The sequence below is a fragment of the Burkholderia sp. JPY481 genome, assembly GCF_038900515.1.
Lineage (GTDB): Bacteria > Pseudomonadota > Gammaproteobacteria > Burkholderiales > Burkholderiaceae > Paraburkholderia > Paraburkholderia youngii.
Genome location: NZ_JAYMRT010000001.1, coordinates 1051451 through 1077640, shown reverse-complemented (window position 1 = coordinate 1077640; position 26190 = coordinate 1051451). Strand labels below are relative to the sequence as shown.

Sequence of the window (26190 nt, the reverse complement as noted above, 5' to 3'; positions counted from 1 at the left end):
GCTGCAGTATGACCAAATCGGAATTGGTCGCCCAGCTGGCTACGCGATTTCCGCAACTTGTTCTCAAGGATGCGGATTTCGCGGTGAAGACGATGCTTGATGCGATGTCGGAGGCGCTCGCCAAAGGTCATCGCATCGAAATTCGTGGCTTCGGCAGCTTCGGCCTCAACCGCCGTCCCTCCCGCGTCGGACGCAATCCGAAGTCGGGCGAGAAGGTGCTGGTACCGGAGAAGTACGTACCGCACTTCAAGCCGGGCAAGGAATTGCGCGAGCGGGTGGATCGTCGCGCGGGCGAGCCGCTGAAGGCCGAGGAGCCGGATGACGACCTTTAATGACTCCGCTGTGTGTCTTGCAGCGTGGCATAGCTAGCGTCAGCGGCCAAAGCCAGTAGGCAAAAGACCAGGAAAAGCGCCTTCGGGCGCTTTTTTTTCGTCCATCATTTAAGAAGTGGCGCCTTCCGCTGCGGCCTTTTGCATTTCGCGAATTGCCCGTAAGTCCTGCATTCCGTCACTTGCTGCCCAGCCGCAAGGGCATCCATTACAATACGGGTCACTTCGGCGCGGGCAACACCGTGGCGCGACGCGTCATCAAGCCGGCGTCCCCCCGCAACTGCCGTGAAGAGATCTATTCATGAAATTTATCGTCTGGCTGCTACGTGTGCTGGTGTTCGTGCTGCTGCTCGTGCTCGCGCTCTCCAACACGCAACCCGCTACGCTGAATTTCCTCGCCGGCTACGTCTGGTCGGCGCCTCTGATTCTGATCGGCCTCGCGTTTTTCGTGATCGGCTTGCTCGCGGGGCTCGTGTCGGCGATGCCGGCCGTCGTGCGTCTGCGCATGGAGAACGGCCGGCTCAGGCGGGAATTGCGCGTGGCGCGCGAAACTCCCGCCGTGGTAGAGCAGCCGCCGATGCCGCCGCTAATCTGAGCTGTCTTGCGCCGCGCGGCTCTGAACGCGGCTTTTCGTTTTCGCTTTTCCGCACATTTGCATTAATCGCATGGATCTAGACTTCTGGTGGCTGCTGGTCATACCCGTCGCGTTCGCGTTCGGCTGGATGGCGGCGCGCTACGACCTCAAGACGCTGCTGTCCGAAAGCGCCAACCTGCCGCGGTCGTATTTTCGCGGTCTGAACTTTCTGCTCAACGAGCAGCCCGACCAGGCGATCGACGCATTCATCGAAGTCGTCAAGCTCGACCCTGAAACCGTCGAATTGCATTTCGCGCTCGGCAATCTGTTCCGTCGGCGCGGTGAAACTGACCGCGCGATTCGCGTGCATCAAAATCTGCTGAGCCGCGCGGACCTGCCGGTCAACGAGCGCGATCACGCGCTGTACGAACTCGGCCAGGACTTCCTGAAAGCGGGTCTGCTCGACCGTGCCGAAGAAACTTTCCGCTCGCTGCAGGCGGGCGATTACGCACTGGGTGCTCAACGCGCGCTGTTGACGATCTACGAGATCGAGAAGGACTGGGTCAAGTCGATCGATACTGCGCGGCACCTCGAAACGATGGGCGCACCGTCGCTCGACAAGGAAATCGCACAGTTCCACTGCGAACTTGCGCAGGAAGCGCTGCAGCAGAAGAAGCCGGACGAAGCGCGTCATCAGCTCAGCCTCGCGCTGCAGGCGAGCCCGACCAACGTGCGTGCGACGATCCTGTTCGGCGATGTCGACGCGGCCGGCGGCGCGCCGGAAGCGGCGATCGGGCAATGGCGCCGCGTGGAGGAGCAGAACCCCGCGTATCTTCCGCTCGTCGCCGAGAAGATCATGAAGGCGTATGAAGCGCTCGGCCGCGCGCACGAGGGCGCCGATCTGCTAACCACGTGGGTCGATCGTCATCCGAGCAACGATCTGCTCGACGTTGCGTATCAGCACGTCGCGTCGCTGCGCGGCGCCGATGCTGCGCATGCGCTCGCCCGCACGCAGATGCAGAAGTCGCCGAATCTGGCCGGCATGACGCGTCTGCTCGAAGCGCAGCAGGCCGTTGCCGAAGAGCCGCGACGCAGCGAGCTCGAACTGATGCGCACACTGATCCGCCAGCGCACCAAAAATCTGCCACGCTATACGTGCCAGAATTGTGGTTTCAGGGCCCGGCTTTTCTACTGGCAGTGCCCGGGATGCAGCGGTTGGGAAACCTATGCGCCGCGCCGCGTCGAGCCGATTGCCGCGTCGAACTGACGCCGCACGGGCGGCTGTGGCCGCGTCGGCGTTGATTGCCGCGCAAGCGCCCCGCGAATTTCGCAACGAGTTTATCGCCGGCCTCATGAGCGGCATTCATCACCGGAACCATCTACCGGACAGCGTATGAAAATCACCATTATCGGCACCGGCTATGTGGGCCTTGTCACCGGCGCGTGTCTCGCCGAAATCGGCAACGACGTCTTCTGTCTCGACGTCGATCAGCGCAAGATCGACATCCTCAACAAAGGCGGCGTGCCGATTCACGAACCCGGCTTGCAGGAGATGATCGCCCGCACGCGCGCGGCCGGCCGCATCACGTTCTCGACCGATGTCGCGGCGAGCGTCGCGCACGGCGACGTGCAGTTCATCGCGGTCGGCACGCCGCCCGACGAAGACGGCTCCGCCGACCTGCAATACGTGCTGGAAGCCGCACGCAACATCGGCCGCACGATGAACGGCTTCAAGGTGATCGTCGACAAATCGACGGTGCCGGTCGGCACCGCACAACGCGTGCGCGCCGTGATCAACGAAGAACTCGCGAAGCGCGGGCTCGCCGGCAGCGCGCAGCATCGCTTCTCGGTCGTGTCGAACCCCGAGTTCCTGAAGGAAGGGGCGGCCGTCGACGACTTCATGCGCCCCGACCGTATCGTGATCGGTATCGACGAAGACGAAGCGGGCGCACGCGCGCGCGAAATGATGAAGCGTCTGTACGCGCCGTTCAACCGCAATCACGAACGCACGCTGTACATGGACGTGCGCTCGGCCGAGTTCACCAAGTACGCGGCCAACGCGATGCTCGCCACGCGCATCTCGTTCATGAACGAGATGTCGAATCTCGCCGACAAGGTCGGCGCCGACATCGAGGCGGTGCGCCGCGGCATCGGTTCCGATCCGCGCATCGGCTATCACTTCCTGTACGCGGGCTGCGGCTACGGCGGCTCCTGCTTCCCGAAGGACGTGCAGGCGCTGATCCGCACCGCGAGCGAGAGCGGCCACAACTTGCGCATTCTCGAGGCGGTCGAGGAAGTGAACGACCAGCAGAAGGACGTGCTCGTGAACAAGATCGCCGCAAAGCTCGGCGAGGATCTGAGCGGCCGCACGTTCGCGGTGTGGGGCCTCGCGTTCAAGCCGAATACCGACGACATGCGCGAGGCGCCGAGCCGTCGCGTGATCGGCGAGCTGCTCGCGCGCGGCGCGAACGTGCGCGCGTACGATCCGGTCGCCGTGACCGAGGCGCAGCGCGTCTTCGCGATGGATCTGCACGCGGCGCCCGAGCAGCTCGCACGTCTCACGTTCACGAACACTCAGGATGAAACGCTGACCGGCGCCGACGCGCTCGTCATCGTGACCGAATGGAAGGAGTTCAAGAGTCCTGATTTCGGGCACCTGAAATCGGTGCTGAAGACACCGCTGATTTTCGACGGCCGCAATCTATACGAGCCGGACGCGATGATCGAGCTCGGGATCGACTACCACGCTATTGGACGCCCCTATGCCCAACCCTCTGAACTTCCGGCCGATGCCTGAGGCCATGCCCGCGGCGCCCGCGTCCACCACGGCGCAGAAGCTCACGGTCGTGCCGCGCGGGCAGCTCAACGCGGCGCGCGTGCTGGTGGTCGGCGACGTGATGCTCGACCGATACTGGTTCGGCGACGTCAACCGCATCTCTCCGGAGGCGCCCGTGCCGGTCGTGCACGTGCAGCGCCAGGAAGATCGCTTGGGCGGCGCGGCGAACGTCGCGCGCAACGCGGTCGCGCTCGGCGCGCAAGCGGGTCTGCTGTGCGTGGTCGGTCACGACGAACCCGGCGAGCGCATCGTGCAGCTGCTCGACGAAAGCGGCGTGACGCCGCATCTCGAACGCGATCCGGCCTTGCTGACGACGATCAAGCTGCGCGTGCTGTCGCGTCAGCAGCAATTGCTGCGCGTCGATTTCGAAAACTCGCCGGCGCATGAAGTGCTGCTCGCTGGGCTTGCGCGTTTCGACGAGCTGTTGCCGTCGCACGACGTGATCCTGATGTCCGACTACGCGAAGGGCGGCCTCACGCACGTTACGCAAATGATCGCGAAGGCGCACGCGGCTGGAAAACCGGTGCTCGTCGATCCGAAGGGCGACGACTGGGAGCGCTATCGCGGCGCGACGCTGATCACGCCGAATCGCGCGGAATTGCGCGAGGTCGTCGGGCAGTGGAAGTCCGAGGAAGACCTGATCGCGCGCGTCACGAAGCTGCGTGCCGAACTCCAGTTCAAGGCGCTGCTGCTGACGCGCTCAGAGGAGGGCATGACACTCTTCGCCGACGATGGCATCCTGCACGCGTCGGCCGTTGCACGCGAAGTGTATGATGTCTCGGGCGCGGGCGACACCGTGATCGCGACGCTTGCCGCGATGCTCGGCGCGGGTCTTTCGCTCGTCGACGCGGTCGGACTCGCGAATCGCGCGGCCGGCATCGTGGTCGGCAAACTGGGCACCGCCACCGTCGACTACGACGAACTCTTCTCCTGATGCAGCCCGCGGGGCGCCGTCGTCCGACGGACCAGCGAACCCCGCGCGGTGTTGACTGAACGAAGCTCACTACAAAGCTCACTACGGCAGGATCATCATGACCGTCATCGTCACCGGCGCGGCCGGTTTTATCGGCAGCAATCTCGTGAAGGCGCTCAACGAGCGCGGCGAACAACGCATCATCGCGGTCGACAACCTCACGCGCGCGGACAAGTTCAGGAATCTGGTCGACTGCGAAATCGACGACTATCTCGACAAAACCGAATTCGTCGAGCGCTTCAGGCGCGGCGACTTCGGCAAAGTGCGCGCGATCTTCCACGAAGGCGCCTGCTCGGACACGATGGAAACCGACGGCCGCTACATGATGGACAACAACTACCGCTATAGCCGCGACGTGCTCGACATCTGCCTCGCGCAAGACGTCCAGTTCCTGTATGCGTCGTCGGCAGCGACGTATGGCGGTTCGAGCCGCTTCGTCGAGGAGCGCGAGGTCGAGCAGCCGCTCAACGTGTACGGTTATTCGAAGTTCCTGTTCGACCAGGTGATTCGCCGCGTGCTGCCCACGGCCAAAAGCCAGATCGTGGGCTTCCGCTATTTCAACGTGTACGGTCCGCGCGAAACGCATAAGGCGCGCATGGCATCGGTCGCGTTTCACAACTTCAACCAGTTCCGCGCCGAGGGCAAGGTCAAGCTGTTCGGCGAATACAACGGCTATGCGGCCGGTGAGCAGACACGCGATTTCATCTCCGTCGAAGACGTCGTCAAGGTCAATCTGTTCTTCTTCGATCATCCGGAGAAGTCCGGCATTTTCAATCTCGGCACCGGCCGCGCACAGCCGTTCAACGACATCGCGAGCACCGTGGTCAACACGCTGCGCGCGCTGAACAACGAGCCGGCGCTGTCGCTCGCGGATCAGGTGCAACGCGGGCTGATCGAATACATTCCGTTCCCCGACGCGCTGCGCGGCAAGTATCAGTGCTTCACGCAGGCCGATCAGTCGAAGCTGCGCGCGGCCGGCTACGACGCGCCGTTTCTGAGTGTGCAGGAAGGTGTCGATCGTTACGTGCGTTGGCTGTTCGGCCAGGTGTAATTAGTACGCCGTCCTCTTTAAACTGGAATCTCCTGTCCGGTGATGGTCGCCGGCCAGTGGCAACAGGGAGATTCCAATATGTTTCGAAAAGTACTGGTTACCGCGGCGATGCTCGCCGCTTTCGGCCACGCGTATGCGGCGGTCGACGTCAACACGGCTAACGAAGACGCGCTGCGCGGCATCAAGGGCATCGGTCCGGCAAAAGCCAAAGCGATCGTCGACGAACGTAATGCGCACGGCCCGTTCAAGGACGCGGCCGATCTCGGCAAGCGCGTTAAGGGCATGGGCGGGCACACCATCGAGCGCCTGCAAGCGGAGGGTCTCGCTGTCGGACCGGCTGGCGCGGCTGCTAGCACGCAGGTTGCGGCAGCTGCAGCGGGCAGGGAGCCGGCCGCTGCGGCCGCGCCCGCCGCCGCGCAGAAGGGCGCCGCCGCAGTGGCGGTGAAGAAGTAAGCGGCCGCGAGCCTTGCGCGTGCGATGCTGACGAGCGGCTTGCGGCGCGCAGGGTCCGCGAACATCCCATTGCTTCGATTTGCACACATCACGTCCCGCGGCTCGCAGCCGCGGGCTTTTTGCGCAGCAAGCGGCATGCATCCATGCGGACAGAAGGGCTGCAGGGCAGCGCCGGAGATCGTGGTTTAGAATCGATGGATTAAAGACACTCTTTCGCGCATCGATCGCTAGACCCCATATGGCATACAAAACGATTGAAGACACGGTCGGCAACACGCCGCTCGTACAACTCGTCCGGCTTCCAGACGACGAGATCCGCAGCCGCAACAATGTGATCCTCGCGAAGCTCGAGGGCAACAATCCGGCGGGTTCGGTGAAGGACCGTCCGGCATTGTCGATGATCAAGAAGGCCGAGGCGCGCGGGCGCATCAAGCCGGGCGACAAGCTGATCGAGTCGACCAGCGGCAATACCGGCATTGCACTCGCAATGGCAGCGGCGGTCCGCGGCTACAAGATGGTGCTCATCATGCCGGAAGATCTGTCGGTGGAGCGCCGTCAGAGCATGGCCGCCTACGGTGCGGAAATCATTCTGACGCCGGTCAAAGGCGGCATGGAGTACGCGCGCGATCTCGCGGAGCAGATGCAGCGCGAAGGCAAGGGCATCATCCTCGATCAGTTCGCGAACCCGGACAATCCGGCTTCTCACATCGAAGGCACCGGCCCGGAAATCTGGCGTGACACGGAAGGACGCATCACGCACTTCGTGTCGTCGATGGGCACGACCGGCACGATCATGGGCGTATCCACGTATCTGAAAACGCAGAATCAGCAGATCGAAATCATCGGCGCGCAGCCGGAAGAGGGCTCGCGTATCCCGGGTATTCGCAAGTGGCCGGAAGCGTATCTGCCGAAAATCTTCGACCGTAGCCGCGTCGACCGTGTGGAGAACGTCAGCCAATCCGCGGCCGAGGCAATGGCGCGCCGCCTGGCATCGGTCGAAGGCATCTTTGCGGGCATTTCGTCGGGTGGTGCGTGCGAAGTCGCACTTCGCATCGCGCGTCAGGTCGAGAACGCGACCATCGTTTTCATCGTCTGCGATCGCGGCGACCGGTATCTGTCCACGGGGGTATTTCCCGCGTAAGCGGGTCGGCGGGCGCCTTCGGGGGCGCACGAGCCAATAAAAAGCGCCGGTCGAGCCGGCGCTTTTTTTACGTCTTTCAATGCGAGGCGCGCACGGCGACTCGCGGCGCGACTCACTGCGAATTCGAGTTCGACTGATCCGCCCCACCTTGCGACGCGCCGCCATTGTTGGCCGCTTTCGCGGCATTCGCCGTGTCGATCGCTTCCATCTGCGCCTTGACCTTCTGACCGAGCTGATACACCGCGAGCGCATAGAAGAAGCTGCGGTTGTAGCGGGTGAGCACGTAGAAGTTCTTCAGGCCGAGCACGAACTCGGTGCCGCGCCCCGGCGTCGGCAGATCGACCACCGTGACCGGCGTACCCGCTTCGGAAGCAATGTCGACGTTCGGCTCGTTCAGCACGAGGCCGGCGCGCAGCAACTGGTCGAGCGGCCAGTGCGGCTCCGGCTGCCCAGTGGCCGCCGCCTGCGCGACACCGAGGCTGCCCGCGTCCGAGCCGATTCGCCATACCACCGGCCGGCCGCTTTCCCAGCCGTTCTGGCGCAGATAGTTCGCGACGCTGCCGATCGCGTCGGCATCACTCGTGCGCAGATCGATGTGCTTGTTGCCCTCGTAGTCGACCGCGTACTGGACGATGCTGCTCGGCAGGAACTGCGGAATGCCGATCGCGCCCGTGTACGAGCCGAGCACCGTGTTCGGGTCGATCTGCGCATCGCGCGTCCACACCAGGTAGTCTTCGAGATTCTTGCGGAAGGTCGCCTGGCGGTCCGCGCGATTCGCGGTGTTCGGATAGTCGAAGCTCAGCGTGGTCAGCGCATCGAGCACGCGGAAATTACCCATGTAGCGCCCGTAGATCGTCTCGACGCCGATGATGCCGACGACCATCTCCGGCGGCACGCCGAACTCCTGATACGCGCGCTGCAGCGTGGCCCGGTTCTCGCGCCAGAACTGCACGCCGGCGTTGATGCGCACCGGGTCGAGGAAGCGCGCCTGATACGAGCGCCAGTTCTTGACCGACGGAGTCAGCGACGGCGTGACCAGCTTCACCGCGGTCGCCGAGTAGCTGACGCTGGCGAACAACGCGTGCAGCGACGCTTCGTCGAAATCGTAGCGCGCGACCATCTCGTTGATGAACGCATCGACGTTCGCGTTGTTCGCATAGCGCTGCGGAATGATCTCTTCCTCAAACGTTTGCCCTTGCGGTACCGGCTGTTGCGGCTGGCTCTGCGCGAGCTGCACCGAGGCTTTGCGCGCGGCGCTTTGTGCGCTCGCGGGATTTGCTGCGATGAACATGCACGATGCGACGGTCAGTGAGGCGGCGAGGGTGTTGAGGCGAAGCCGGTTGCGTGGGGATCCTGCGGACAGAGCAAGCTTGACGGTCATGGTGAGCAGTGAGCGCGATGCGTGAAAGGCTGGAAGCAGTCGGAAAGCGGCAGGAACGAAACGGCGAATAACGGGTCGGGGAAGTATACCCGACGGCTCCCGCAAAACCGTGCTGAATCGGCGACAGCGGCGTCGTGTGGTAACTTGACGAATGTAGGCGCGCGGGGGCGCGCGCCGCTCGACGGAGACACGCCGCGCGCGCAGTTGATGCGCCGCGCCGTAGAAGAGACGCACAACACGAACTATGGCAACAGGTTTCTATTCCCACCCCGACTGTCTGCTGCACGACATGGGACAGTGGCATCCCGAGTGCCCCGCGCGGCTGCAGGCGATCGAGGATCAGCTGATCGCGAGCCGCATCGACGCGTTGATCGAGCGCGAGCCGGCGCCGCTCGTCGACGAGGCCGCGCTGCTGCGCGTGCACACGCAGGCGCACGTCGACTACATCCGCGGTCGCTCGCCGCTCGAGGGCGTCGCCGAAATCGATCCCGACACGACGATGAATCCGCACACGTTGCGGGCCGCGTTGCGCGCGGCGGGCGCGGCGGTCGCCGCCACCGACGCGGTGATCGAAGGCCGCTACGACAACGCGTTCTGCAGCGTGCGCCCGCCCGGCCATCACGCGGAGCCGGCGCGCGCGATGGGCTTCTGCTTCTTCAACAATGTCGCGATCGCCGCCCGCCACGCGCTCGACGTGCATGGTCTCGCGCGGGTCGCCATCATCGACTTCGACGTGCATCACGGCAACGGTACCGAGGCCGCATTCGCGGGCGACCCGCGCGTGCTGATGTGCAGCATCTTTCAGCACCCGTTCTATCCGTTCACCGGCGCCGACAATCAGGCGTCCAACATGTGCAACGTGCCGATGCCGGCACGCTCGAACGGCATGGCCGTGCGCGAAGCGGTCGATATGCTGTGGTTGCCGCGCCTGCACGAGTTCAGGCCGGAGATGCTGTTCATCTCGGCCGGCTTCGACGCGCATCGCGAGGACGACCTCGGCAACATGGGCCTCGTCGAAGACGATTACGCGTGGATTACGGGCCAGGTGTGCGAGATCGCGCGGCGCTATGCGCGCGGGCGCATCGTCAGTTGTCTCGAGGGCGGCTACAACCTGTCGGCGCTCGGGCGCAGCGTGGTCGCGCACGTGCGCTCGCTCGCGGAGATCTGAGCCATGAAAGTCAACCCCGTCAATAGCGGCGACGCGTCGCTGGTCACGATCGAACGCGACGCGTATCAGGTACCGGGCGTCGTGCGCGTAACGATGAACCGGCCCGATGCGTTCAACGCGCTGTCCGAAGCGCTGCTCGAAGAGCTTCAGCAGACGCTGACCGACATCGCGAAGACCGATGCTCGCGTGGTCGTGATCGCCGGCGCGGGCCGCGCGTTCTGTGCGGGGCACGATCTGAAGGAAATGCGCGCGGCGCCGTCGCTCGCGTACTACCAGCAGCTGTTCGCGCGCTGCACGAAGCTAATGCTGACCATCCAGCGTATGCCGCAGCCGGTGATCGCGCGCGTGCACGGCATCGCGACCGCGGCCGGCTGCCAGCTCGTCGCCATGTGCGATCTCGCGGTCGCCGCGGATACCGCGCGCTTCGCCGTTTCGGGCGTGAACCTCGGATTGTTCTGTGCGACACCATCGGTGCCGCTGTCGCGCAACCTGTCGCGCAAGGCCGCGCTCGAAATGCTGCTGACCGGCGATTTCATCGACGCTGCCGAAGCCCGCAAGCAGGGGCTCCTGAACCGCGTCGCCCCAGCCGATGCGCTCGACGACGAAGTCGCGCGGCTCGCCGCGAGCATCTGCGCGAAGCCGGTCGAAGCGGTCAGCGCGGGCAAGGGCCTGTTCTACCGCCAGCTCGAAATGGGCATCGAGGCCGCGTACCAGCTCGCCGGGCAGACGATGGCCTGCAACATGATGGACGACTCGGCGCTCGAAGGCGTGCAGGCTTTCATCGACAAACGCGCGCCGGAATGGAAGCGCTAGCCGACGGCTATCCGGCGCCGCATCTTTTCAACTTCGTCCCACCGACCGTCTTTCGATCCAATCGACCAACGCCGCGATCACCCGATCGCGGTCGAGGTCGTTCATCGTCTCGTGATAGCTGCCTTCGTGCAGCGTGAGCGTCTTGTCAGGCGAGCCCGCGTGCTCGCCGAACGCGCGGCTGCCGTCGGGCTCGGTCAATTTGTCTTCGGTGCCATGAAACACGAGCAGCGGCATGCGCAGCCCCGCGCGGCCACGTTCGATGCGCGCCATCGCGAGCAGCAGCTCGGCGCCCGTGCGCGCCGGAATCGCGTCGTGATGCACGAGCGGATCGTTGAGATTGGCTTTGACCACCGGCTGAAGGCGCGACAGCAGCGCCGGGTCGATCTTCATCGCCGGGAAGCCCGGATAGACGCGGCTGATCACCTGGCTCAGCGCGAGCATCCATTTCGGCACGTCGCGCCCCGGCGCAAGCGCGGGGCTCGACAGGATCAGACCACTCAGGCGCCGCCCGCTCGCGTCGAGACGTTCGATCGCGTACAGCGCGGCCACCGCGCCACCCATGCTGTGACCCATCAGGAATAGCGGCGCGCAGCTTTGCGCGGCGGCGTCGAGCAGCGCCTGCGCATCGAGCAGGTAGTCGTCGAAGCGTTTCACATAAACGCGCCTGCCGGGCGCGTGGCCGTGGCCGCGCAGATCGATCGCGACGAGTTCGATGCCCGCCGCGTTGAGCCGGTCCGCTACGGCCGCGTAACGGCCGGCATGCTCGGCGAGACCGTGCAGCAGCGCGACCGTCGCCCGTATCGGCCCGTTCGGCTGCCAGCGATACAGTGGCAACTCGATGCCATCGCCGGTCGTGACCGACGCGCGCTGCGGCGCGTCTTTATTAAGACTGCCGGCGCTCGCGCGCACGGTGTGGCTCGGGGAAGTCTGCATGGCGGCAGCCTGTGCGGAAGGGGGTGGCCCGATCATAGTCGCAGCGGCGCGATGCGCGCGAGCTTTGTGCATAACACGCGGCTCTAATGCCCTGTGGTTATGAAAAGATCGGAATTGATTATTAAACGGTATGTCGCCGCTGCGGTAGAATGGCGACCTTAAATCCCAATAAAAGAAACGGCGGCCGCTTGTCGGGAGCACGACGCTCGCCGGCAGCCTCCGCCGTTTTCGTTTGTCCATGATCGAAATACGCAATGTTTCCCAGCGGTTCGCCGGACCCCGGGGCTGGGTCGAGGCGCTGCACAACGTCAATCTGACAATTCCGGCAGGCGAGGTGTTCGGCATCATCGGCCGCAGCGGCGCCGGCAAGAGCACGCTCGTGCGCACGATCAACCTGCTGACGCGCCCATCCGAGGGCAACATCCTCGTCAACGGCCGCGATCTGACGACGCTGCCCGCCGCGCAACTGCGCGACGCGCGTCGCGAGATCGGCATGATCTTCCAGCACTTCAATCTGTTGTCGTCGCGCACCGTGTACGAGAACGTCGCGCTGCCGCTCGAACTGGCGGGCCTGAAGCGCGACGAAATCGAGGCGAACGTGCTGCCGCTGCTCGAGCTCGTCGGTCTGTCGGCGCAGAAAGACCGCTATCCGGCGCAGATCAGCGGCGGGCAGAAGCAGCGTGTGGGTATCGCGCGGGCGCTCGCGAGCAAGCCGAAGGTGCTGCTGTCGGACGAGGCGACCTCCGCGCTCGATCCCGAAACCACGCGCGCCATTCTTGATCTGCTGAAGCGCATCAACCGCGAACTGAACCTGACGGTCGTGCTGATCACTCACCAGATGGACGTGATCAAGCAGGTCTGCGATCGCGTCGCGGTGCTCGACGCGGGCCGCGTCGTCGAACAGGGCAAGGTGATCGACGTGTTCCTGCAGCCGCACCACGAAGTCACGCGCGCGCTGATCGGCGACGTGATTGCGCAAGATTTGCCGCCCGCCATGAAGGCGCGCGTCGCACAGCGCCTGAAGACCGGCAGCGGCCATCTGCTGCGTCTCGCGTTCACCGGTTCGGGCGTCGATCAGCCGATCCTGTCGGAGACGATTCGCCGTTACGAACTCGACTTCAATATCCTGCACGGCCAGATCGACGAGATCCAGGGGCAGGCGTTCGGCTCGCTCGCGGTTCTGGCGGGCGGCGATCCGGCCAAGGTCGCGCAGGCGATCACGTTTCTGCGCGAGCAGGGTGTCGTAGTGGAGGAGCTCACGCATGTTGAGTGAAATGTTCGATATGTTCGTCCAGTCGTTCTGGGAGACGCTGATCATGGTCGGCATCTCCGGACTGATTGGCGCCGTGGTTGGCGTTCCGCTCGGCGTGCTGCTGTATCTGACCGACCGCCAGGGCGTGCTCGAAAACGTCGCGGTGAATCGCGTGATGGGCGTGATCGTCAATGCGGTGCGCTCCACACCGTTCATCATCCTGCTGGTCGCGGTGATTCCGTTTACGCGGCTCGTCGTCGGGTCGTCGATCGGCACCGCGGCCGCGATCGTGCCGCTGACCATCGCCGCGGCGCCGTTCATCGCGCGTCTGGTCGAGACGGCGCTGCGCGAGGTCGATCGCGGGCTCATCGAGGCGGCCCAGGCGATGGGCGCGACCACCAGCCAGATCGTCTTCAAGGTGCTGCTGCCGGAATCGCTGCCGGGCGTAGTCGCCGGGTTGACGATCACGTTCGTATCGCTGGTCGGCTATTCGGCGATGGCGGGCGCGATCGGCGGCGGTGGTCTTGGCGACCTCGGCATCCGCTACGGCTATCAGCGCTTCCTGCCGGAAGTGATGCTCGCGGTCGTGCTGATCCTGATCGTGTTCGTGCAACTGGTGCAGTCGTTTGGGGATTGGCTCGTGCGTCGTTTGAGCCATAAATAAACAAGGGTGTTCGGAAGCCCGCTAATAGAGATTCGGAAAAGGTCCATCATGCAACGTCGCTTCATTCTCAAGCTGGCTGCCGCGCTCGGCGCGGCAACGCTTTTCGCCACCACCGCGGCGCATGCCGACGACACGATCAAGGTCGGCGTCACCGGCGGCCCGCACGCGCAGATCATGGACGTCGTGAAGACGGTCGCCGCGAAGAACGGCCTCACCATCAAGATCGTCGAATTTTCCGATTACGTGCAGCCGAACGCGGCGCTCGCAAGCGGCGATCTGGACGCGAACAGCTATCAGCACGACCCGTACTTGCAGGCGCAGGTGAAGGACCGTGGCTACAAGCTGATCCGTATCGCCGATACGGTCACGTTCCCGATGGGCATCTACTCGAAGAAGGTGAAGTCGCTCGCCGAACTGCAGCCGGGCGCGAAGATCGCCGTGCCGAACGACCCGACCAACGGCGGCCGCGCGCTTCTGTTGCTGCAGAAGCAGGGCTTGCTGAAGCTGCGCGCCGATGCCGGCCTGAAGGCGACGCCGCTCGACATCGTCGACAATCCGAAGAGGCTGAAGATCGTCGAGCTCGATGCGGCGCAGATTCCGCGTTCGCTGGGCGACGTCGATGCCGCCGCGATCAACACCAACTTCGCGATGGAAGCAGGCCTCAAGCCGAAGCAGGACGCGATCGCCATCGAAGACCCCAAGGGTCCGTACGTGAACGTGATCGCGATTCGCGAAGCGGACAAGAACAAGCCGTGGGTCGCGAAGCTCGTCGCGGCGTACCACTCGCCGGAAGTGAAGCAGTTCGTCGACAGCAAATTCGGCGGCTCGGTGATCACTTCCTGGTGATGCGATGGTCCACGGACCTGGCAGAACACGACGGCAATGCGAAATTAGAGGTCGGAGTCGGAACCCGGGGTTGTCTCCCGGGTTTTTTGGAGATTAAAATAGAACGATCGTTCGATATTGTCGTCAAGCCGCGGAGGAGCGATATCCTTCCGCAAAGCGCCCGCGACACGGCTGCCATGAGGGCAGTCGCTATAATGTTTGTCGGGTTGACGTATTCGTAACTTTGGAGCGTGTGCATGAAAATTCTGGTGCCAGTGAAAAGAGTGGTCGACTACAACGTGAAGGTCCGCGTGAAATCGGACGGTACGGGCGTCGATATTGCGAACGTGAAAATGTCGATGAATCCGTTCGACGAAATCGCGGTTGAAGAAGCCGTGCGTCTGAAGGAAGCGGGCGTCGCGACCGAGGTGATCGCCGTGTCGGCCGGTGTGACGCAATCGCAGGAAACGCTGCGCACCGCGCTCGCGATCGGCGCGGACCGCGCGATCCTGATCGAATCGAACGAAGACCTGCAGCCGCTGGCCGTTGCCAAGCTGCTCAAGGCGCTGGTCGACAAGGAACAGCCGCAGCTGGTAATCCTCGGCAAACAGGCCATCGACGACGACTCCAACCAGACCGGCCAGATGCTCGCCGCGCTCGCGAACCTGCCGCAGGCGACGTTCGCGTCGAAGGTGGTCGTGGCGGATGGCAAGGCAACGGTGTCGCGCGAAGTGGATGGCGGCGCGGAAACGCTGTCGCTGACGCTGCCGGCCGTGGTGACGACCGATCTGCGCCTGAACGAGCCGCGCTACGTCACGCTGCCGAACATCATGAAGGCCAAGAAAAAGCCGCTCGAAACGGTGAAGCCCGAAGACCTCGGCGTGGATGTCACGCCGCGTCTGAAGACGCTGAAAGTCGCCGAGCCTCCGAAGCGCTCCGCCGGTGTGAAGGTGCCGGACGTGAAGACGCTGGTCGAGAAGCTGAAGAACGAAGCCAAGGTGCTGTGAGGAGACGCAAGAAATGACGAATCTGGTAATTGCAGAACACGACAATGCGTCGATCAAGGCCGCGACGCTGAATACGATCGCAGCAGCACAGAAGATCGGCGGTGAGATTCACGTGCTGGTCGCGGGTCACAACGCGCAAGCCGCGGCCGATGCCGCAGCGAAGATCGCCGGCGTCAGCAAGGTACTGCTCGCCGACGCGCCGCAACTCGAAGCGGGTCTCGCAGAAAACGTCGAAGCGACGGTGCTGACGCTTGTGCAGGATGCGGCCAGGAACTACACGCACATCCTCGCGCCGGCTACCGCGTACGGCAAGAACGTCGCGCCGCGTATCGCCGCAAAGCTCGACGTCGCGCAGATCAGCGACATCACCGCGGTGGACAGCGCCGACACGTTCGAGCGTCCGATCTACGCGGGCAACGCCATTGCGATCGTGCAATCGGCTGATCCGATCAAGGTCATCACCGTGCGCTCGACCGGTTTCGACGCCGTCGCGGCCGAAGGCGGCAGCGCAGCGGTCGAAAAGATCGAAGCCGCAGCCGACGCCGGCATCTCGCAGTTCGTGAGCCGGGAAGTGACGAAGCTCGATCGGCCGGAACTGACGAGCGCGAAGATCATCGTGTCGGGTGGCCGGGGTCTCGGCAATGGCGAGAACTACACGAAGGTGCTCGAGCCGCTGGCCGACAAGCTCGGCGCGGCACTGGGCGCATCGCGCGCAGCCGTCGACGCGGGCTTCGTGCCGAACGACTATCAGGTCGGCCAGACCGGCAAGATCGTCGCGCCGCAACTGTACGTCGCGGTCGGCATCTCGGGTGCGATCCAGCATCTCGCCGGCATGAAGGACTCGAAGGTCATCGTCGCGATCAACAAGGACGAAGAAGCGCCGATCTTTAGCGTGGCCGACTACGGCCTCGTCGGCGATCTGTTCGCCCTCGTGCCGGAACTCGTGAAGGAACTCGGCTAAGCGCCGCGGCGGCTGAACAGGCCGCCGAAAATAAGCGAAGGGCGCAGGACCGACCGAGTCCCGCGCCCTTTTTGCATATCAAGGGAGGAGAACCGAAATGAGCTATACGGCGCCCATCAAGGACATGCTGTTCGTGATGAAAGAACTGGCCGGACTCGAAGACATCGCGAAGCTGCCCGGCTTCGAAGACGCAAACCTCGACACGGCGCGGGCCGTGCTCGGCGAGTCGGCGAAACTGTGCGGCGAAGTGCTGGCGCCGTTGAACGTCGACGGCGATCGCAACCCTAGCAGCTGGAAGGATGGCGTCGTCACCGCGACGCCCGGTTTCAGGGACGCGTTCTGCCAGTTCACCGAAGGCGGCTGGCAGGGTGTGCAGCATCCGCTCGACTATGAAGGGCAGGGGCTGCCGAAGCTGATCGGGACGCCATGCGTCGAAATGCTCAACGCGTCGAATCTGTCGTTCGCGTTGTGTCCTTTGCTGACCGACGGCGCGATCGAAGCACTCTTGACCGCCGGCAGCGAAGCGCAGAAACAGACCTTCGTGCCGAAGCTGATCTCGGGCGAATGGACCGGCACGATGAACCTGACCGAGCCTCAGGCGGGCTCGGATCTCGCGCTCGTGCGCACGCGCGCCGAGCCGCAGGCCGACGGTTCGTTCAAGCTGTTCGGCACGAAGATTTTCATTACCTGGGGCGAGCACGACATGGCGAAGAACATCGTCCATCTCGTCCTTGCGCGCACGCCCAACGCGCCCGATGGTGTAAAGGGCATTTCGCTGTTCCTCGTGCCGAAGTTTCTCGTCAACCTGGACGGCTCGCTCGGTGAGCGCAACGATGTGCATTGCGTGTCGATCGAGCACAAGCTCGGCATCAAGGCGAGCCCGACCGCGGTGCTGCAGTTCGGCGATCACGGCGGCGCGCTCGGCCAGCTGATCGGTGAAGAGAATCGCGGCCTCGAATACATGTTCATCATGATGAATGCCGCGCGTTTCGCGGTCGGCATGCAAGGGGTCGCGATCTCGGATCGCGCGTATCAGAAGGCGGTCGCGTATGCGAAGGAGCGCGTGCAGAGCCGTCCCGTCGATGGCTCCGCGAAGCAGTCGGTCGCGATCATCCAGCACCCGGACGTGCGCCGCATGCTGTCGACGATGCGCAGCCTTACCGAGGCGTCGCGCGCGCTCGCGTACGTCGCGGCCGCGCATTGCGATATCGCGCATCGTCATCCCGACGAAGCGACGCGCGCGAAGCATCAGGCGATCTACGAATACCTGGTGCCGATCGTGAAGGGCTGGAGCACGGAGCTGTCGATCGACGTGACGAGCCTCGGCGTGCAGGTGCATGGCGGCATGGGCTTCATCGAGGAAACCGGCGCCGCGCAGTACTACCGCGACGCGCGCATTCTGCCGATCTACGAAGGCACGACCGCGATTCAGGCCAACGACCTGATCGGTCGCAAGACGCTGCGCGACGGCGGCAAGGTCGCGAAGGAACTGCTCGCTGGCATCGCGGAAACGGTTGAAGCGCTCGGCGCGCAGCAGGGCGCGGCGTTCGCGTCGATGCGGACGCAACTCGCTGAGGGTCATCGTGCGCTCGGCTCGGTCGTCGATTTCGTCGTCGCGAATGCGAAGGGCGATCCGAATGCGGTGTTCGCGGGCAGCGTGCCCTATCTGAAGCTCGCCGGCATCGTGTTGGGCGGCTGGCAGATGGCCCGTGCGCAGCTTGCCGCGGCGGCGAGGCGCGACGAGGATCCCGCGTTTCATGACGCGAAGATCGCGACCGCGCGGTTTTACGCCGAGCATGTGCTGCCACAGGCGGCGGCGCTCGAAGTGGCGATCGTCAGCGCGAAGGGTGGCGAGGGCGTGCTGGCTTTGTCGGAAGACCAGTTCTGAGCATGCCTCGATGCCTGCCGCGATTGCGGCGACACCTTGAAAAACAAACGGCGCCTCGCAAGGCGCCGTTTGTTTTTGCAACTGCTGTTTGTTGCCGCGTGCGCTTGCGGCCAATGCCGCGTTAGCGCACGCGCTAGAACTCACGCATACGCCGGCCGATGTTCGCCCGCCGTCTCGCCGAGATAGCGATGCACCGACAGATCGTCCGCGCGAATCGCCGGTTGCTTGCCTGACATCAGGTCGGCGAGCAACTGGCCCGAGCCGCACGACATCGTCCAGCCGAGCGTGCCGTGGCCGGTGTTCAGGAACAGGTTCGGCACCGGCGTGCGGCCGACGATCGGAGTGCTGTCCGGCGTCATCGGCCGCAGACCGGTCCAGAACGTTGCCTTCGACGTGTCGCCGCCGCCCGGGAACAGGTCGTTCACCGAAAGCTCGAGCGTCTTGCGGCGCGCCTCGCGCAGTGATTTGTCGAAGCCGACGACCTCAGCCATGCCGCCGACGCGAATCCGGTCATCGAAGCGCGTGATCGCGATCTTGTAGGTCTCGTCCAGCACGGTCGACACCGGCGCGGCAGCCGAGTCGACGATCGGCGCGGTGATCGAATAACCCTTCAGCGGATAGACCGGAATCTTCACGATGCCGTCGAGGAAGCGCGTCGAGTACGAGCCGAGCGCGACCACGAACGAATCCGCGCGCACCAGTTCGCCGCCGCACTGCACGCCGGCGATGCGGCCGCCCGTCATCGCGAGTGCGTCGATCGGCGTGTTGTAGCGGAACTTGACGCCCAGCTGCTCGGCGAGCGCCGCGAGGCGCGTCGTGAACATCTGGCAGTCGCCGGTTTCGTCGCCCGGCAGGCGCAGGCCGCCGGTGAGCTTGTGCGACACCGCGGCGAGCGCCGGTTCGGCCTTGCCGAGTTGGTCGGCGCTCAGCAGTTCGTACGGCACGTTGGCTTCCTGCAGCACGGCGATGTCTTTCGCTGCGCCGTCGAACTGCTGCTGCGTGCGAAATACCTGCAGCGTGCCGCCGGTGCGGCCTTCGTACTGGATGCCGGTGTCGGCGCGCAGCGCCTGCAGGCAGTCGCGGCTGTATTCGGCGAGCCGCACCATGCGGCCCTTGTTCACCGCATAGCGCGGCGCCGTGCAGTTCTGCAGCATCTGCCACATCCATTGCAGCTGGAATGCGGTGCCGTCGAGGCGGATCGCGAGCGGCGCGTGCTTCTGGAACATCCACTTGACGGCCTTCAGCGGCACGCCCGGCGCGGCCCACGGCGACGCGTAGCCCGGCGAGATCTGGCCCGCGTTGGCAAAGCTGGTTTCGAGCGCCGGGCCGGCCTCGCGATCGATGACGGTCACTTCGTGACCGGCGCGCGCGAGGTAGTACGCGCTCGTTACACCGACGACGCCACTGCCCAAAACGACGACTCGCATAGCTGCTCCAGATATCCAAGAATTGAGTGAGGGCAACGCGCGCTTCGATGGATTCGATCTGATTCGATTCAACGAGCTGCAACGTGAGGTGAAATGCCGTCTGCCCAGTGTTAACCGCTATACTATTAACAGTGAGGCAGGTTTTGTTATCGTATTTTCTTCATTTTCAGCAAAAACACCATGCGTACCCAGCGCCATCCCGTGCGGGCTCTCGATAAGCTCGATCACAAGATCCTGCGGCTCCTGCAGCAAGACGGCCGTATGGCGATGAAGGACCTGGCGGAACGGGTCGGTTTGTCGGTGACGCCGTGCATCGAGCGCGTCAAGCGGATGGAGCGCGACGGCGTGATCACCGGCTACTACGCGCGCGTGAACCCGGCCGAGCTGGGCGCGGCGCTGCTGGTGTTCGTCGAGATCACGCTCGATCACAAGAGCGGCAACATGTTCGACCAGTTCCGGCGCGAGGTGCAGAAGATCCCCGAGGTGCTCGAGTGCCACCTCGTATCGGGCGATTTCGACTATCTGATCAAGGCGCGCATCGGCGAAATGGCCGATTACCGCAAGCTGCTCGGCGACATCCTGCTGCAGTTGCCGGGGGCGGTGCAGTCGAAGAGCTATGTGGTGATGGAGGAAATCAAGGAGACGCTGACGATCGCGGTGACCGACTAGGTGGCCGATCGCTGACGGGATTGGCCGCGCATCTCGCGGGCAACGAAGTGCTCGACAAACGGCGTAAACACTGTATATTTATACAGGTGTTTGCGCCGTTTTCCTTTTGCACTTCCAGTTTGCGTTTGCTCTGCGTGGCCCGCCGTGGATGATCCCGACACCCCTGACATTCCCGAATTTCTGATCGCGCCGCCGGCGCCTCGCAAGGGGCGTGGTGCGGTCACGAACCTGCAAGGCCGCTATGAAGTCGACCAGCGCGAGGCCGTCGACGACGGCTGGCAGGCGGCCGGCGAAGACGGTGAGCCGAAAGTGCTGCGCACGCAGGTGTTCGAGGAGCGCGCGAAAACCATCCTCACACGCAACGCGTCGCCGGACATTCCGTTCAATGTGTCGCTGAATCCGTATCGCGGTTGCGAGCACGGCTGCATCTATTGCTTCGCGCGGCCCACGCACAGCTACCTCGGGTTGTCGCCGGGGCTCGATTTCGAGAGCCGCATCTACGCGAAGATCAACGCGCCCGAACTGCTCGAGCGGGAACTGTCGAAGAAATCATATGTGCCCGAGCCGATTGCGCTCGGCGTCGCGACAGATGCATGGCAGCCGGCCGAACGCGACTTGCGGCTTACGCGGCGGGTGATCGAGGTGCTCAGCGAGCGCAATCACCCGTTCGCGGCGATCACCAAGTCGTCGCTGATCGAGCGCGACATCGACCTGCTCGCGCCGATGGCGGAGCGCGGCCAATTCATGGCGGCGATCACCATCACCACGCTGGACGCCGACATCGCGCGCACGCTCGAACCGCGTGCAGCCACGCCGTCGCGCCGGCTACGCACGATCCGTACCCTCAGCGAGGCGGGTATTCCGGTCGGCGTCAGCATCGCGCCGGTGATCCCGTTCGTCACCGAACCGGACATGGAGCGCGTGCTCGAGGCATGCGCGGAAGCGGGCGCCAGCAACGCGAGCTATATCGTGCTGCGATTGCCGTGGGAGGTCGCGCCGCTGTTCAAGGATTGGCTGAGCGCACACTTCCCGGATCGGGCCGAGCGCGTGATGCACCGTGTGCACGACATGCGGGGCGGCAAGGATTACGACTCGTCGTTCTCGACCCGCATGAAGGGAGAGGGCTTATGGGCCGATCTGCTCAAGCAGCGATTTCACAAGGCCGCGCGCCGGTTGGGGCTGAGCGGACGTGACCGCGGCATTCTCGACATGTCGCAGTTTCGCCGGATCGAGTCGCCGCGCGCCGAGCAGGCAAGCGAACCGGCTCGCGACAATCCGCAACTGAGGCTTTTCTAGCGTGCGGGAATACCTGCTGGTCCCGCTACGGTGCGTTACTGCGAAATTGCTTTGGCCGCTTCGACCTGGCTTTCGAAGTAGGTCTGAAATGCGAGCGCGAGACCGGTCATCAGCAGAAACGCACCGATCAGCAGCGAAAAGATCACGACGAAAATAACGGTCCAGCCGGAGCGGCTTTTGCGTTGCGTGTGGGCGTTGAATTGCGCATCCCATTTCCGATCCGGGCGTAGCCCGTAGACGAGCGCGGCCAGAAACGCGGCGAACAGCGAAACCGCGCCGATCGACGCGAGCACCCAGCCGAGGATCGACGCGCGCTCGGTCGCGATCAGCAGCATCACGCCGGGAGTGCCGATCAGCGTGCCGAGCAGATGGGCCCAGCCGAAGATGTCCCGCATGCCATGCAGATAGAAGCGGTGGGCGCCAAGGCTGCCGAACAGGAACGCCAGCGCGGCGGTGAGCGTCTTGGATCTGAAGCGCGGGGAGGTCGAGGCAATGGTGGACATGAACGCGTGGGCAGAGTGACAGGCGGTCGAAAGGAGCGGCGCGCCGCAGGACGTGGACCGACGCGCATTCTACGCCTGCGGCGGGCGGGTGGTCACGTTGAGGGCGAGCGCCCGCGCTGAAAGCGCGGTGGCGAAACGCGCCGGACCTGGCTGAAGACTGGTGCAGCCTCTCAGCCACACGCGCATGCATCCGCGCGCTACGGCGTCGAATATGTGACGCGATAGATCGCGCCGGCGGTATCGTCGCTGATCAGTAGCGAACCGTCCGGCAGCGGCAGCACGTCGGCGGGACGGCCCCACACCGATTCGCCGGGTTGCAGCCAGCCTTCGGCAAAGACTTGCTGGCGTGCGTGGCTGCCGTCAGGGTCGGTGATCACGCGCACCACGCGGTAGCCGACCTTCTTGCTGCGGTTCCAAGAGCCGTGCTGGGCGATGAAGATGTTGTTGCGGTAGTCGGCCGGAAACATCGGGCCGTCGTAGAAGCGCATGCCAAGCGCCGCCACGTGCGCGCCAAGCTTGACCACGGGCGGCGTGAATTCGCTGCATGGATGATCCTTGCCGAACTCGGGGTCGGGCGTGTCGCCGCCGTGACAGTACGGAAAGCCGAAGTTCATTCCGACTCGTGACGCGCGGCTGAGCTTGTCGCTCGGAATGTCGTCGCCGAGAAGGTCGCGACCGTTATCGGTGAACCACAGTTCGTGGGTGACCGGATGCCACGCGAAGCCGACCGAATTGCGGATGCCGCGCGCGACGACCTCGTAGTGGCTACCGTCCGGGTCCATGCGGCCAATCAGCGCGAAGCGGTCCGGATCTCTCTGGCAAATGTTGCACGGCGCGCCTTGCGGCACGTACAGCTTGCCATCGGGGCCGAACGCGATGAATTTCCAGCCGTGATGCGTGTCGGTCGGCAGCTTGTCGGTGACGACGACCGGTTTTGGCGGATCGTCCAGGTGCGAGTCGATCGCATCGAAGCGCACGATTTTCGACACGGCCGACACGTACAGCGCGCCATCGTGCCACGCTACGCCGGTTGGCATCTGCAGCCCGGACGCGATCACGTGGCGGCCCGTCACGCGGCCGTTTCGCAGTTCCAGCGCATAGACGTGCCCATCCTCGCTGCCCACGTACAGAATGCCCTTGGGCGAGAACGTCATCGCGCGTGCGCTCGGCACGTCGTCCGACAACACCTCGATGTGAAAGCCCGGCGGCAGTTTGATTTTTTCGATGGGTAGCGCGGCGTTTGCGGTCAACGCCTGCGCGGTGAGCAACGTGGCCGCCGCCACGCGTAGAATCCGGCTGCGCGGGGTGCGCGAAAGTCCAGCAAAGCGCACGAAAAAGGCAAAAAAGGCGAATCGAAACAGGAGGTTCGGCTGGCGTTGCACACGCGCTCCTTCAGATAATTCGGGCGTTTGAGCGGGGTCGCGCACCTCTTGTAGAAGGCCGGTGCGGCCCGGTTGCTCAGTTTATCCCGGTAAGTGTTTGTTATGGCGTCGGTTTCCCGCTATAATCGCGTGTTTCAGTCGTTCCGAACCCCGGTTTTCAAGGATTCTAGTATGGTCATCATCCGCTTGGCTCGTGGCGGCTCCAAGAAGCGCCCGTTCTACAACATCGTCGCCACCGACTCGCGTAGCCGTCGTGACGGCCGCTTCATCGAGCGCGTCGGTTTCTACAACCCGGTCGCTACGAAGGGCGAATCCCTGCGTATCGCTCAGGATCGCCTGACGTACTGGCAAGGTGTTGGCGCGCAACTGTCGCCGACCGTCGAGCGTCTCGTGAAGGAAGCCCAAAAGGCCCAGCCGGCTGCTTGATATGGCGGCCCGCAGGCGTATCGTCGTCGGTTCAGCCGGCGGCTCGCGCAACTCGCGTGAGCAGTCCGATGCGCGATTTGTTTTACTGAAGCAGACGCCAAAGCAGGCTGCGAAGTTGTCGTCGAGGTTATTCGATGTCTGAGCGTGATTCCGGCAGTTCTGGTACCGCCAAGGCAGCTTCGCGCGCAAAGGCGTCTGGTCAGGCGTCGTTCGGTGCATTCGTCCGCAAGCCGGTCGAACGAACCGACGGCAAGGCGAAAGAGGCGCAAGCCAACGTCGCGAACGCTGGTTCCGAAGCTGCAGAAATGCGTATCGAAACGGCGGCGAGCTGGCCGGCCGATGCGGTCGAGGTGGGCGCGATCGTCGACGCCTATGGTCTCAAAGGATGGGTCAAGGTAGCCGCGCACGCGGATGCCGGGCAGGGCGGAGACGCCTTGCTGAGCGCGCAGCGCTGGTGGTTGCTGAAAGGCCAGGAGCGCAAATCGACGCCGTCCTTGCAGGCCAAAACGCATAGCGACAGCGTGGTCGCCCGTCTGGGTGGTGTCGCTGACCGCGATGTAGCGCTGGCTTTGCGCGGCTCTCGCGTGTACATCAGCCGTAGCGAATTTCCGGCGCTCGAAGCAGATGAATTCTACTGGGTCGATTTGATCGGCCTGGACGTGGTGAATCTCGCTGGGCTCAGCCTCGGCAAGGTCGCCAGCATGATCGACAACGGCGCGCAGTCGGTGCTGCGCATCGAGTATCCGGCTACCGATAAAAGCGGCAAGCCGATCGCAGGCGAGCGTTTGATCCCGTTCGTCGGCGTCTTTGTCAAAACTGTGGACCAGACGGCTAAGCAGATCGTCGTCGACTGGGAAGCAGACTATTGAAATCTATCGTTGAGTGGGGAGAGCGATGCAGTTCGATGTCGTGACGCTCTTTCCAGAAATGTTCCGCGCGCTGACTGACTGGGGTATCACCAGCCGGGCCGCGAAGCAGCTGCGTTATGGGTTGCGTACGTGGAATCCGCGCGATTTCACGACCGACAACTACCGCACGATCGACGATCGCCCGTACGGCGGAGGCCCCGGCATGGTCATGTTGGCTCGGCCCCTCGAAGATGCGATCACGGCCGCGAAAGCGGCGCAGTCGGAGCAGGGCATCGGTGCGTCGCGCGTCGTTATGATGTCTCCGCAAGGCGCGACGCTGAATCACGAGCGCGTGATGAAGTTCGCGGCCGAACCCGGTCTGATCCTGTTGTGCGGGCGTTACGAAGCGATCGACCAGCGTTTGCTCGACCGTGTCGTCGACGAAGAAGTCAGCCTTGGCGACTTCGTGTTATCGGGCGGCGAGCTGCCCGCGATGGCGTTGATGGATGCGGTCGTGCGTCAGTTGCCCGGTGTGCTGAACGACTCGCAGTCGGCGGTGCAGGATAGTTTCGTCGAAGTGCTGCTCGATTGTCCGCACTACACACGTCCCGAGGAATACGAGGGCGTGCGGGTGCCCGATGTGCTGCTCGGCGGCCATCATGCGGAAATCGAGGCGTGGCGGCGGCGCGAAGCACTGCGCAACACGTTGAACAAACGGCCCGATCTGATCGTGAAGGCCAGAAAGAACAGAATGCTGAGCCGTGCCGACGAGGCGTGGCTCGCAAGTCTCGCGAAGGAAGAGCCGAAGGCCTGAGGCTCCGGTCTTTCGAGCGGACAAGAGGCGGTGCCGTACATGCGTGTGCGGTGCCAGATGTGAACCCATCCTCTATCGGGGCCGTAGCCCAACGCAGTAAGCGCGGGCAGGTACGAACGCCGACAAGATGGATCTAGGAGTCAGTGATGAATCTGATTGCAAAACTCGAGCAGGAAGAAATCGCGCGCGTTCTCGGCGAAAAGACCATTCCGGATTTTGGTCCGGGCGATACGGTCATCGTCAGCGTGAACGTGGTTGAAGGCACGCGTAAGCGTGTGCAGGCTTACGAAGGCGTCGTGATCGCCAAGCGTAACCGTGGTCTGAATTCGTCGTTCATCGTCCGCAAGATTTCGTCGGGCGAAGGCGTCGAGCGTACGTTCCAGACGTATTCGCCGCTGCTGGCAAGCATCGTCGTCAAGCGTCGCGGCGATGTGCGTCGTGCGAAGCTGTACTATCTGCGCGAGCGTTCGGGCAAGTCGGCTCGAATCAAGGAAAAGCTGGTCTCGAAGGACCGCGCTGCTTCCGAAGCGTAAATGCTGTAAGAAAAAGCACCCCTCGCGGGTGCTTTTTTGTTGG

At 63.9% G+C, this 26190-nt stretch carries 27 protein-coding genes; 22 read left to right on the top strand and 5 right to left on the bottom strand.

Annotated features, from left to right (window positions below; translation table 11 throughout):
* Window positions 1-8 precede the first annotated feature (8 nt).
* The 8 genes from VSR82_RS04950 (at window position 9) to cysM (ending at window position 7357) form a co-directional block, all read left to right on the top strand.
* A complete protein-coding gene (locus VSR82_RS04950) occupies window positions 9-332 on the top strand; it encodes an integration host factor subunit beta (protein ID WP_006050255.1) in 324 nt (107 codons plus the stop codon).
* Between the two features lie 298 nt (window positions 333-630).
* A complete protein-coding gene (locus VSR82_RS04945) occupies window positions 631-924 on the top strand; it encodes a LapA family protein (RefSeq protein ID WP_368586776.1) in 294 nt (97 codons plus the stop codon).
* Window positions 925-994: 70 nt separating this feature from the next.
* Window positions 995-2170, top strand: coding sequence for a lipopolysaccharide assembly protein LapB (gene lapB / locus VSR82_RS04940; RefSeq protein ID WP_368586775.1), 1176 nt, complete (start codon window positions 995-997; stop codon window positions 2168-2170).
* Between the two features lie 126 nt (window positions 2171-2296).
* Entirely contained in the window at window positions 2297-3700 is a 1404-nt protein-coding gene (locus VSR82_RS04935; RefSeq protein WP_410849616.1) for a UDP-glucose dehydrogenase family protein, read from the top strand.
* A complete protein-coding gene (gene rfaE1, locus VSR82_RS04930; RefSeq protein WP_429458375.1) occupies window positions 3666-4673 on the top strand; it encodes a D-glycero-beta-D-manno-heptose-7-phosphate kinase in 1008 nt (335 codons plus the stop codon). Before VSR82_RS04935 ends, rfaE1 begins: the two co-directional genes overlap by 35 nt.
* Window positions 4674-4770: 97 nt before the next feature.
* The gene (gene rfaD / locus VSR82_RS04925; RefSeq protein ID WP_176369271.1) at window positions 4771-5763 is read left to right on the top strand and encodes an ADP-glyceromanno-heptose 6-epimerase; all 993 of its coding nucleotides are present in this window, start codon (window positions 4771-4773) and stop codon (window positions 5761-5763) included.
* 78 nt (window positions 5764-5841) lie between these two features.
* Entirely contained in the window at window positions 5842-6216 is a 375-nt protein-coding gene (locus VSR82_RS04920) for a ComEA family DNA-binding protein (protein ID WP_410849613.1), read from the top strand.
* 238 nt (window positions 6217-6454) lie between these two features.
* Window positions 6455-7357 (top strand): cysteine synthase CysM, encoded by a 903-nt coding sequence (gene cysM / locus VSR82_RS04915; RefSeq protein WP_368586771.1) that lies wholly within the window; start codon window positions 6455-6457, stop codon window positions 7355-7357.
* Window positions 7358-7469: 112 nt separating this feature from the next.
* Here cysM and mltB read toward each other — a convergent pair whose 3' ends face one another.
* On the bottom strand, window positions 7470-8648 hold the full coding sequence (gene mltB, locus VSR82_RS04910) for a lytic murein transglycosylase B (protein ID WP_429461840.1): 1179 nt from the start codon (window positions 8646-8648) through the stop codon (window positions 7470-7472).
* Window positions 8649-8982: 334 nt separating this feature from the next.
* Between mltB and VSR82_RS04905 the strand changes: the two genes are divergently transcribed.
* Entirely contained in the window at window positions 8983-9906 is a 924-nt protein-coding gene (locus tag VSR82_RS04905; protein ID WP_410849611.1) for a histone deacetylase family protein, read from the top strand.
* Window positions 9907-9909: 3 nt separating this feature from the next.
* Complete coding sequence (locus tag VSR82_RS04900; RefSeq protein ID WP_368586768.1) at window positions 9910-10719, top strand: enoyl-CoA hydratase; 810 nt, start codon at window positions 9910-9912, stop codon at window positions 10717-10719.
* A 27-nt stretch (window positions 10720-10746) separates the two neighbouring features.
* Here the strand turns inward: VSR82_RS04900 and VSR82_RS04895 are convergent, their stop codons facing one another.
* Window positions 10747-11652: an alpha/beta hydrolase gene (locus VSR82_RS04895; RefSeq protein WP_368586767.1), complete on the bottom strand. Its 906-nt coding sequence runs from the start codon at window positions 11650-11652 to the stop codon at window positions 10747-10749.
* 238 nt (window positions 11653-11890) lie between these two features.
* Here VSR82_RS04895 and VSR82_RS04890 point away from each other — a divergent pair, with 238 nt between their 5' ends.
* The 6 genes from VSR82_RS04890 to VSR82_RS04865 all read left to right on the top strand — a co-directional run bounded on the left by VSR82_RS04890 (window position 11891) and on the right by VSR82_RS04865 (window position 18249).
* Window positions 11891-12925, top strand: a complete 1035-nt coding sequence (locus tag VSR82_RS04890) for a methionine ABC transporter ATP-binding protein (RefSeq protein WP_429458382.1) — start codon at window positions 11891-11893, stop codon at window positions 12923-12925.
* The gene (locus tag VSR82_RS04885) at window positions 12915-13568 is read left to right on the top strand and encodes a methionine ABC transporter permease (RefSeq protein WP_008924321.1); all 654 of its coding nucleotides are present in this window, start codon (window positions 12915-12917) and stop codon (window positions 13566-13568) included. The genes VSR82_RS04890 and VSR82_RS04885 overlap by 11 nt, the downstream gene beginning before the upstream one ends.
* 48 nt (window positions 13569-13616) lie before the next feature.
* A complete protein-coding gene (locus VSR82_RS04880) occupies window positions 13617-14414 on the top strand; it encodes a MetQ/NlpA family ABC transporter substrate-binding protein (RefSeq protein WP_368586765.1) in 798 nt (265 codons plus the stop codon).
* Window positions 14415-14650: 236 nt separating this feature from the next.
* Window positions 14651-15400 (top strand): electron transfer flavoprotein subunit beta/FixA family protein, encoded by a 750-nt coding sequence (locus VSR82_RS04875; protein ID WP_368624095.1) that lies wholly within the window; start codon window positions 14651-14653, stop codon window positions 15398-15400.
* A 13-nt stretch (window positions 15401-15413) separates the two neighbouring features.
* Window positions 15414-16361, top strand: a complete 948-nt coding sequence (locus VSR82_RS04870; RefSeq protein ID WP_368624094.1) for an electron transfer flavoprotein subunit alpha/FixB family protein — start codon at window positions 15414-15416, stop codon at window positions 16359-16361.
* A 97-nt stretch (window positions 16362-16458) separates the two neighbouring features.
* Complete coding sequence (locus VSR82_RS04865; RefSeq protein WP_429458387.1) at window positions 16459-18249, top strand: acyl-CoA dehydrogenase; 1791 nt, start codon at window positions 16459-16461, stop codon at window positions 18247-18249.
* 140 nt (window positions 18250-18389) lie between these two features.
* Here VSR82_RS04865 and VSR82_RS04860 read toward each other — a convergent pair whose 3' ends face one another.
* Window positions 18390-19676, bottom strand: coding sequence for a D-amino acid dehydrogenase (locus VSR82_RS04860; RefSeq protein ID WP_368586585.1), 1287 nt, complete (start codon window positions 19674-19676; stop codon window positions 18390-18392).
* A 180-nt stretch (window positions 19677-19856) separates the two neighbouring features.
* Between VSR82_RS04860 and VSR82_RS04855 the strand changes: the two genes are divergently transcribed.
* Both VSR82_RS04855 and VSR82_RS04850 read left to right on the top strand, forming a co-directional pair.
* Window positions 19857-20345 carry an Lrp/AsnC ligand binding domain-containing protein gene (locus tag VSR82_RS04855; protein WP_013090122.1) on the top strand — a complete coding sequence of 163 codons (489 nt, stop codon included), beginning with the start codon at window positions 19857-19859 and terminating at the stop codon, window positions 20343-20345.
* 144 nt (window positions 20346-20489) lie between these two features.
* Entirely contained in the window at window positions 20490-21641 is a 1152-nt protein-coding gene (locus VSR82_RS04850; protein WP_429458390.1) for a PA0069 family radical SAM protein, read from the top strand.
* Between the two features lie 35 nt (window positions 21642-21676).
* Here VSR82_RS04850 and VSR82_RS04845 read toward each other — a convergent pair whose 3' ends face one another.
* Window positions 21677-22144, bottom strand: coding sequence for a TM2 domain-containing protein (locus VSR82_RS04845; protein WP_429458392.1), 468 nt, complete (start codon window positions 22142-22144; stop codon window positions 21677-21679).
* A gap of 197 nt (window positions 22145-22341) precedes the next feature.
* Window positions 22342-23526 (bottom strand): PQQ-dependent sugar dehydrogenase, encoded by a 1185-nt coding sequence (locus VSR82_RS04840; RefSeq protein ID WP_429458394.1) that lies wholly within the window; start codon window positions 23524-23526, stop codon window positions 22342-22344.
* 171 nt (window positions 23527-23697) lie between these two features.
* On the opposite strand from VSR82_RS04840, the gene rpsP reads away from it, so the two are divergent.
* From rpsP to rplS, 4 genes are all read left to right on the top strand, one after another.
* Window positions 23698-23952, top strand: coding sequence for a 30S ribosomal protein S16 (rpsP, locus tag VSR82_RS04835; RefSeq protein WP_013090118.1), 255 nt, complete (start codon window positions 23698-23700; stop codon window positions 23950-23952).
* A gap of 134 nt (window positions 23953-24086) precedes the next feature.
* The gene (rimM, locus tag VSR82_RS04830) at window positions 24087-24821 is read left to right on the top strand and encodes a ribosome maturation factor RimM (RefSeq protein WP_429458396.1); all 735 of its coding nucleotides are present in this window, start codon (window positions 24087-24089) and stop codon (window positions 24819-24821) included.
* 25 nt (window positions 24822-24846) lie between these two features.
* Window positions 24847-25614, top strand: a complete 768-nt coding sequence (gene trmD / locus VSR82_RS04825; protein WP_429458397.1) for a tRNA (guanosine(37)-N1)-methyltransferase TrmD — start codon at window positions 24847-24849, stop codon at window positions 25612-25614.
* A gap of 146 nt (window positions 25615-25760) precedes the next feature.
* Window positions 25761-26147, top strand: coding sequence for a 50S ribosomal protein L19 (rplS, locus tag VSR82_RS04820; RefSeq protein ID WP_167050256.1), 387 nt, complete (start codon window positions 25761-25763; stop codon window positions 26145-26147).
* The last annotated feature ends 43 nt before the right edge of the window (window positions 26148-26190 follow it).

What these genes read in the sequence shown, in the direction of transcription:
- VSR82_RS04950 (WP_006050255.1), top strand. Translation starts at nt 9, where the DNA reads ATGACCAAATCGGAATTGGTCGCCCAGCTGGCTACGCGATTTCCGCAA.
- VSR82_RS04945 (WP_368586776.1), top strand. Translation starts at nt 631, where the DNA reads ATGAAATTTATCGTCTGGCTGCTACGTGTGCTGGTGTTCGTGCTGCTG.
- lapB (WP_368586775.1), top strand. Translation starts at nt 995, where the DNA reads ATGGATCTAGACTTCTGGTGGCTGCTGGTCATACCCGTCGCGTTCGCG.
- VSR82_RS04935 (WP_410849616.1), top strand. Translation starts at nt 2,297, where the DNA reads ATGAAAATCACCATTATCGGCACCGGCTATGTGGGCCTTGTCACCGGC.
- rfaE1 (WP_429458375.1), top strand. Translation starts at nt 3,666, where the DNA reads ATGCCCAACCCTCTGAACTTCCGGCCGATGCCTGAGGCCATGCCCGCG.
- rfaD (WP_176369271.1), top strand. Translation starts at nt 4,771, where the DNA reads ATGACCGTCATCGTCACCGGCGCGGCCGGTTTTATCGGCAGCAATCTC.
- VSR82_RS04920 (WP_410849613.1), top strand. Translation starts at nt 5,842, where the DNA reads ATGTTTCGAAAAGTACTGGTTACCGCGGCGATGCTCGCCGCTTTCGGC.
- cysM (WP_368586771.1), top strand. Translation starts at nt 6,455, where the DNA reads ATGGCATACAAAACGATTGAAGACACGGTCGGCAACACGCCGCTCGTA.
- mltB (WP_429461840.1), bottom strand. Translation starts at nt 8,648, where the DNA reads ATGTTCATCGCAGCAAATCCCGCGAGCGCACAAAGCGCCGCGCGCAAA.
- VSR82_RS04905 (WP_410849611.1), top strand. Translation starts at nt 8,983, where the DNA reads ATGGCAACAGGTTTCTATTCCCACCCCGACTGTCTGCTGCACGACATG.
- VSR82_RS04900 (WP_368586768.1), top strand. Translation starts at nt 9,910, where the DNA reads ATGAAAGTCAACCCCGTCAATAGCGGCGACGCGTCGCTGGTCACGATC.
- VSR82_RS04895 (WP_368586767.1), bottom strand. Translation starts at nt 11,652, where the DNA reads ATGCAGACTTCCCCGAGCCACACCGTGCGCGCGAGCGCCGGCAGTCTT.
- VSR82_RS04890 (WP_429458382.1), top strand. Translation starts at nt 11,891, where the DNA reads ATGATCGAAATACGCAATGTTTCCCAGCGGTTCGCCGGACCCCGGGGC.
- VSR82_RS04885 (WP_008924321.1), top strand. Translation starts at nt 12,915, where the DNA reads ATGTTGAGTGAAATGTTCGATATGTTCGTCCAGTCGTTCTGGGAGACG.
- VSR82_RS04880 (WP_368586765.1), top strand. Translation starts at nt 13,617, where the DNA reads ATGCAACGTCGCTTCATTCTCAAGCTGGCTGCCGCGCTCGGCGCGGCA.
- VSR82_RS04875 (WP_368624095.1), top strand. Translation starts at nt 14,651, where the DNA reads ATGAAAATTCTGGTGCCAGTGAAAAGAGTGGTCGACTACAACGTGAAG.
- VSR82_RS04870 (WP_368624094.1), top strand. Translation starts at nt 15,414, where the DNA reads ATGACGAATCTGGTAATTGCAGAACACGACAATGCGTCGATCAAGGCC.
- VSR82_RS04865 (WP_429458387.1), top strand. Translation starts at nt 16,459, where the DNA reads ATGAGCTATACGGCGCCCATCAAGGACATGCTGTTCGTGATGAAAGAA.
- VSR82_RS04860 (WP_368586585.1), bottom strand. Translation starts at nt 19,676, where the DNA reads ATGCGAGTCGTCGTTTTGGGCAGTGGCGTCGTCGGTGTAACGAGCGCG.
- VSR82_RS04855 (WP_013090122.1), top strand. Translation starts at nt 19,857, where the DNA reads ATGCGTACCCAGCGCCATCCCGTGCGGGCTCTCGATAAGCTCGATCAC.
- VSR82_RS04845 (WP_429458392.1), bottom strand. Translation starts at nt 22,144, where the DNA reads ATGTCCACCATTGCCTCGACCTCCCCGCGCTTCAGATCCAAGACGCTC.
- rpsP (WP_013090118.1), top strand. Translation starts at nt 23,698, where the DNA reads ATGGTCATCATCCGCTTGGCTCGTGGCGGCTCCAAGAAGCGCCCGTTC.
- rimM (WP_429458396.1), top strand. Translation starts at nt 24,087, where the DNA reads ATGTCTGAGCGTGATTCCGGCAGTTCTGGTACCGCCAAGGCAGCTTCG.
- trmD (WP_429458397.1), top strand. Translation starts at nt 24,847, where the DNA reads ATGCAGTTCGATGTCGTGACGCTCTTTCCAGAAATGTTCCGCGCGCTG.
- rplS (WP_167050256.1), top strand. Translation starts at nt 25,761, where the DNA reads ATGAATCTGATTGCAAAACTCGAGCAGGAAGAAATCGCGCGCGTTCTC.